The sequence below is a fragment of the Kribbella sp. NPDC051770 genome, assembly GCF_040681455.1.
In the GTDB taxonomy this organism is placed as follows: Bacteria; Actinomycetota; Actinomycetes; order Propionibacteriales; family Kribbellaceae; genus Kribbella.
The window spans coordinates 712,121-718,120 of sequence record NZ_JBFAYT010000003.1; the positions used below are offsets into that span (position 1 = coordinate 712,121).

Genomic DNA, 6,000 nt, shown 5'->3' on the forward strand with positions numbered 1-6,000 from the left:
GACCTCAGCTCTGCAGAGCCTGGATGAGCTCTTCCTCGCGCTCCTTGGTCAGGTTGGTCTGGATGATCGTCGGGCTGAACGGCTTCAGCGCGTCCACGACGCGGTCGACGGTCGCCGACCGGGCCAGCAGGAACACCGCGGCCTTGCCCTCCTGCAGCTGGCTGCCGACCTGCTTGATCAGGTCGTCGTTGATGCCGACGTCGGTGAGCTTCCCGGCCACCGCGCCGGTGGCCGCCCCGACCGCCAGGCCGGCGATCGGGTTCAGGAAGATCAGCCCGATCACCGTGCCCCACAACGCGCCGCTGGCCGCGGCTGGGCCGGTCAGGGCGATCGTCTGCTCGATCCGGACCTTGCCCTTGGCGTCCTTGTAGGCGATCGCGGCGTCGTCGCGCTGCAGCAGCTGCTGCTTGGCCAGGTCCTCGGTCAGCTGGATCACGCGTTCGGCGTCCTCACGGCTGTCCAGCCCGAGCACTACCAGATGGGTCATGGTGGGTTCCTCCTCTGCAGAACGCCTCATCCCATCAACCCCGGTGGCGGCGGGCCTCCTCCGAACAAGGTGACCTCGGACGGCGGCGTACCGGTCACCCGGTACGGGGGAGGGCTAGAGGAGCCCGGCGGTGCGGCCGACCCGGAGCGCGGCGGACCGTTTCTCGACGCCGAGCTTGCGGTACAGCGACATCAGGTGCGTCTTGACCGTGTTCTCGGTGATGAACAGGGCCTGGGCGATCTCGGTGTACGAGCTGCCGAGCGCGAGCTCGTCGAGCACGTCGGCCTCGCGCGCGGTGAGCTGGATCCGGGCGCCGTTGATGACGGCTTCGAGCCGGCGGGGGAGCGGGCGGTGGGCGTCGGGTCTCGTCCTGGCGAGCAGAGTGGTTCCGCCGACGTCGGCCCAGCCCGCCGGGTCGCCGGCCAGCTTCTCGAGGGCGACCGCTGCGAACGGGTGCGGGTTCGGGCCGGTCACGTGGCGGCGGAGGCGGTCGAGGAACGTCGGCTCGTGGCTGATCGAGACGACGGCGTGCAGCAGATGCTGCGGGGTCACGCGGTTCAGCGTGTCCACCAGCGCGGCGTCGGCTGCGGGCTCGTCGCCGGTCCTGGCCAGCAGCACGGTGCGGAACGAGGCGGCTGCTGCGGCCAGCGGTGGGTAGAGGTCTGGCTGGTCGAGAACGTGGTCGATCAGCGCCAAGGTGGCCTGGACGTCGCCGTGCACGATCGACACCATCGCCCGGATCACCTCGGCCTCGGCCGGATGACCGTTGCGTTCGAGGACGCCGACCTGGGTCTCGACCACGGGCAGGTCGCCGACGAGATCGGCCAGCTGGATGCGCAGCAGTGCGAGGTCGCGGGAGAGGAAGGCCGGGAGCGGACCGGCCGACGCCGGATCGGTGGTCAGCTCGGTGAGCGCCTCGTCGAGCCGGCCGGCCTCCATCAGCAGGGAGGCGCGCAACATCGAACGCAGCGCGCAGACGACGGTGTCGGACTCCGCGACCTCGGTCTCCGTCCGGTGGTGCTGCCAGGCCGCGTCGAGATCGAGCTCGTGCAGCGCGGCGAACCCCAGTACGACGTGCGCGCGGGCGGCGTACTCCTCAGGGAGGCCGCGGCTGCCACCGGCGTCGAGGGCGCCCTGCGCCGAGCGGGCCGCGTTCTGGACCTGGCCGCGGGCGTAGAGCACGATCGCGCGGTGGGCGAGCGCTCCGGCGATCAGCTGCTGGTGGGCGGCCATCCGGGCGCTGACGAGCGCCTCGTCCAGGTCTGCGAGCGCGGTGTCGAGGTCGTTCGACCAGGTCTCGGCGGCGGCCAGCTCGATCAGCAGCCAGGTCAGGCGCTCGGGGCCGAGGACGGCCTTGGTGAGCAGCGATCGCGCGCGGGCGATCGCCACGTCGACCTCGTACCAGCCGTAGCGGGACTCCCACAGCCGGAGCAGGACGACGTCCGCCGCGAGTGCGTCGTCGTCCGGGTCCGCCGGGTCGATCTTGCTCAGCTGAGCGTCACCCGCGGCCGCGTCGAGGACCGCGCCGTTGACGTACCCGGTGACACGGCGGAGCAGGCCGCGGACACCGAGCAGGTGCGGGTGCTGGCCGACGTACAGGGGTGGCAGGGCTTCGAAGGCGGTCTCGACGAGCGCGGACTCGCCGGCCGACAGGATCGCGGGGCCGTGCCGGAGCAGGATCCGGCCGATCAGCGCCGCGTCGTCGGTACCGACAGCGCTGCGCAGAGCGTCGACGTGGTCGCCGCGGTTCTCGTGGTACACCGCCGAGCGGTGCTGGGCCTCGACGACGAGGCCCTTGTCCTCGTCGCTGGATGCGATCCGGCGGCGGAGCAGCTCCACCAGCAGCGGGTGGTACTGGTAGTGCGGGTCGCTGCCGGGGCCGTCGGCGTACGCCGTGACGAGGAGGCCGTTGCCGGCCAGGTCAGCGAGCATCGGACCGGCCTCGGCGTCGCCGCTCAGCACGGTGGCGAGGTGCTCGGTCAGCGACGTTGCACCGAAGGTGCTCAGCAGCATCGTCTGGACCGGCTCGTCGAGCGTGCTGAGGGTTTCGCCGAGCAGGAGGTCCAGCACCGGTCGCTGGTTGACCAGCGGCCAGACGGCATCGCCTGAGGCCTGCAGCGTCCGTGCGGCGAGAACCAGGGCGGCGGCCCAGCCCGCCGTACGTTCCTGGAACACCATGATGTCGTCGGCGGTCGCGCTCTCGGCGTGGGCCCGGACCAGCGCGGTCGCCTCGGCGTCGTTGAAGCGCAGGTCGCGGGAGCGCAGCGTCAGCGCCATGCCGCGGATCTCCAGCTCGGCCACGGGCAGCGCGAGGTCGTAGCGGGTGGCCAGGAGCAGGCGGACCGCGTGCGGCGACTGCTGCAGCACGCTGGAGATCTCGGCGACGTCGGAGGCGGGTAGCAGGTGTGCGTCGTCGATGACGACCGGTACCTCGCTGTCCAGAGCGCTGGCGAGGATCTCCGGGGTCTGCCCCGAGACCCAGACGACCTGCTCCCCGGCGCGCTGCCGGCGAGCGACCCAGTCCGACAGCAGGACGGTCTTCCCGGTCCCGGCCGGTGCGACCAGGACGGTCAGCGCCGAGCGGACACCGAGATCGAGGGCTGCGTGCAGACGCTCCCGGGAGACGAGGGTCAGCGGCGGGCGGGGGAGATTCCCGGCTCGCTGGGGGTGCTGTGGTCGCCGTTGTGCTGGACCCGCCACGCGCATCACCCCCTGGGTGGGCGTGCCCGTCGTCGTTGCCGTCCTCCACGTTCCGGGATACGACACTAACGGGTCCGCGACCGTTGCGGCAGGGGTTCGCGGGGGTGGGTGTTGGGCAAGCGTTCGAGTCAGTCGTCCTTCGTACCGCGGTGCACGCGCGGGACCTTCGCACCGATCCAGACCGCGACCGCGACCAGCGAACCGATCCCGACGAGCCAGCCCCACAAGCCTTCGGAGACCGGGCCGAGCCGGCCGAGGCCGAACCCGCCCGGGTCGTCGCGCTGCTGCAGCGCCACGACGTACGCGATGATCGCGCGCTTGTCCTCGGGGAGCAGCACGTGGTCGGAGAACACCGGCATCTGCTGCGGTCCGGTCAGCATCGCCTGGTAGATGTTGCGTGGCGTCGACGTCATCAGCGTCGGCGCGTACTTGCCGTCCGGCAGCGCGCCGCCGCGGCCCGCGAAGTTGTGGCAGGCCGTGCAGTTGGTGCGGAACAGCTCGCCGCCGCGGACCACCTCCTCCTGCGTCGCCTTGCTGACGTCGTACGACTCCTCGGCGGGAACCGCCGGACCAGGTGCGAGCGAGGCGACGTACGCCGCGAGGGCGTTGATCTCGTCGACGGTGAAGACGGGCGGCTTGCGGGGGATCTGCGCCCCGGGCTGGGCCGCGGGCATCCGCCCGGTGCTGACCTGGAAGTCGACCGCGGCCGCGCCGACGCCGATCAACGACGGACCGGTGTCACGGCCCTCGCCGTTCGTCCCACCCTCGGCGTTGAGACCGTGACAGCTCGCGCAACTGACGGCGAAGAGGCGGCGCCCCTGCTCGACCTGGTCCGACTGCGGTCCGTCGGCACCGGACGCGTTGTCCGGCGCCAGTACGGCGTACGCCGCGCCGACGGTCACCAGCGCGGCACCGACGACGAGTGCGCGCGCGAGTTTGCCCCTCTTCACCAGTGCAGGCAAGCACGGTGGGGTGGTGCTGGGGATCCCCTGAATCGGGTGACGTCAGCGGGCGTCTTTCCTGGCTTGCCGGCGGGCGCCGGCCGCGCGGGAGGAGGCGTCCTTCTTCAGTCCACCGGTGGTCTTCACTGGTTTCCTCGGCGCTGTCTTCGGCGGCATGCTCTCCAGCTTTGCGTTTGCGTTTGCCGTTGCGCCTGTTGCCTTTCCGGCCCGCGCCGCCGCCAGGCGCTCACTCCGCAACTCCATCGACGCCCGGCTCGCCGCCGCCGCGACCTCCCGGCTCACCCGCGCCAACGCCCCCTCGAACAGCTCCGCCTTGTCCCGGTCCCGCTGGTTCGCCGGATAAGCCATCCCACGCCCACCCGCCGGCACCACCGCGGCTCCGGCTGCCCGCCGGTAGTTCTTCACGTGCTTCGTCCGAGCCCGCCGTACGCGCTGATGAAGCTCCAGCAACTCGTCCTCGTCGAGCTTTTGGAGAGCTTCCGACTCGGTCTCGTCCATCAGCTGGCGCTCGACCCCGCTCAACGAGTTCAACAGCCCGCGATTCATCCCGCCTCCTCGCCGTACCCCCCGACGAGACTGTTCCGTACGGGTGCGCTCGTGACCTCCCCCGATCCGGGCGAGCGCAGCGTGCTCCTACCCGCGCGGCACGACCTGCGTCACGGTGCCTCTGGCCGGCGCAGCCGTCTTCGTCCGCGGCAGCGCATCGTTCCAATCCCCATCCCGATCGAACGAAGCAGCCCGACACCCCCTGGCGCCGTTGCTGGGCAGCGGCCTGCCGTCCACATCACAGTGCACCCAAGGCCCGTCATCCTCAGCCGGCCGCCTGATCCGATGCCGGCAGTACCGGCAATCCGCCCACACCACCAGCGGATCCTCGAAGGTCCCACGCTTGGTCAGCTCCTCCAGCCGCAACGTGTACCCATCGATCTCGTCAGCCACAGACTGCTGCGGATCCCGAAGCCGCCCCCGCCGCTCGATCGCTTCCTGCCGACACACGCGAACATCAGCGATGAGCGCATCAAGCTCCGCCTCGGTCTCCGGTGCTGTCGAGTGGAGCTCGACGCGCGCTGCGTGCAACCGCTCGAGCGCGGCCTTCGGTCCAGCAGCACGCCGATCGTGCTCCTCCCGATCGATCTGCTCGTCCACCCAGGCCAACGTCAACCTGTGCAACTCCGCGCAATACTTCGCGATCGCCGCGGTGATCCGATCGAGCTCCTCCACGGGCCCCACGATAGAAGGCGAGCCGTCAACGTAAGGTGCTCCTGCACGTCATCGCGTAGGTAAGGGCTCTGTGGTGGATGCTGAGAGAAAGCGCGACGAGATCCGGGCGATGCTGATCGGGGCGAACGTCGGTTCAGTCGGCCGGGCCCTGACCATGGGGATCGTCGAACTGACCGGCTCGCGGGGGCAGCGGTTGGCGATTCACGCCCAGTGCCCGTTCAGGCTTCTCCACGACGAGAAGATCCTGCTTGGGTCGGCTGACATGAAGTTCCCTCAACGCGGGACCGGAACAGCGGCGTTCGACGAGTTCCGGACGATCTTCGACTCGGCCGCGGTGATCGTGAACGACATCCTCGGACGTCTCGACGGGCTGGTGTCGGAGGTGCAGATCTCGAGCGGCGGGGCATTGATCGTGCGGTGGTCCGCCGGAATGACCCTCGAGGTCTTCCCTGACTCCTCCGGGCCTGTCGAGGCTTGGCGTGTTCTCGATCGTGACGCGACGGTGTCGATTCAGCGGGACTACGGTTTTCCGTGGGACCTGGACATCTGACAGGTCGTTCCTGGATTCAGCCGGTTGCTGCTCTGGATGGCTGCAGACGGCGAGGCGAGGCAGCGCTCAAGCGCTGCCTC

At 70.3% G+C, this 6,000-nt stretch carries 6 protein-coding genes; 1 reads left to right on the forward strand and 5 read right to left on the reverse strand.

Annotated features, from left to right (window positions below):
• Window positions 1-4 precede the first annotated feature (4 nt).
• The 5 genes from AB0M01_RS14820 to AB0M01_RS14840 form a co-directional block, all read right to left on the reverse strand.
• Window positions 5-487: a DUF1269 domain-containing protein gene (locus AB0M01_RS14820; RefSeq protein ID WP_363669436.1), complete on the reverse strand. Its 483-nt coding sequence runs from the start codon at window positions 485-487 to the stop codon at window positions 5-7.
• 114 nt (window positions 488-601) lie between these two features.
• Window positions 602-3,187, reverse strand: coding sequence for a LuxR C-terminal-related transcriptional regulator (locus AB0M01_RS14825; RefSeq protein ID WP_363669438.1), 2,586 nt, complete (start codon window positions 3,185-3,187; stop codon window positions 602-604).
• 128 nt (window positions 3,188-3,315) lie between these two features.
• A complete protein-coding gene (locus tag AB0M01_RS14830) occupies window positions 3,316-4,137 on the reverse strand; it encodes a c-type cytochrome (protein ID WP_363669440.1) in 822 nt (273 codons plus the stop codon).
• A gap of 54 nt (window positions 4,138-4,191) precedes the next feature.
• Window positions 4,192-4,695 (reverse strand): hypothetical protein, encoded by a 504-nt coding sequence (locus AB0M01_RS14835; RefSeq protein ID WP_363669442.1) that lies wholly within the window; start codon window positions 4,693-4,695, stop codon window positions 4,192-4,194.
• Between the two features lie 87 nt (window positions 4,696-4,782).
• Window positions 4,783-5,370 carry a hypothetical protein gene (locus AB0M01_RS14840; protein WP_363669444.1) on the reverse strand — a complete coding sequence of 196 codons (588 nt, stop codon included), beginning with the start codon at window positions 5,368-5,370 and terminating at the stop codon, window positions 4,783-4,785.
• A gap of 109 nt (window positions 5,371-5,479) precedes the next feature.
• Here AB0M01_RS14840 and AB0M01_RS14845 point away from each other — a divergent pair, with 109 nt between their 5' ends.
• A complete protein-coding gene (locus AB0M01_RS14845) occupies window positions 5,480-5,920 on the forward strand; it encodes a hypothetical protein (RefSeq protein ID WP_363669446.1) in 441 nt (146 codons plus the stop codon).
• Window positions 5,921-6,000 lie beyond the last annotated feature (80 nt).

What these genes read in the sequence shown, in the direction of transcription:
- AB0M01_RS14820 (WP_363669436.1), bottom strand. Translation starts at nt 487, where the DNA reads ATGACCCATCTGGTAGTGCTCGGGCTGGACAGCCGTGAGGACGCCGAA.
- AB0M01_RS14845 (WP_363669446.1), top strand. Translation starts at nt 5,480, where the DNA reads ATGCTGATCGGGGCGAACGTCGGTTCAGTCGGCCGGGCCCTGACCATG.
- AB0M01_RS14835 (WP_363669442.1), bottom strand. Translation starts at nt 4,695, where the DNA reads ATGAATCGCGGGCTGTTGAACTCGTTGAGCGGGGTCGAGCGCCAGCTG.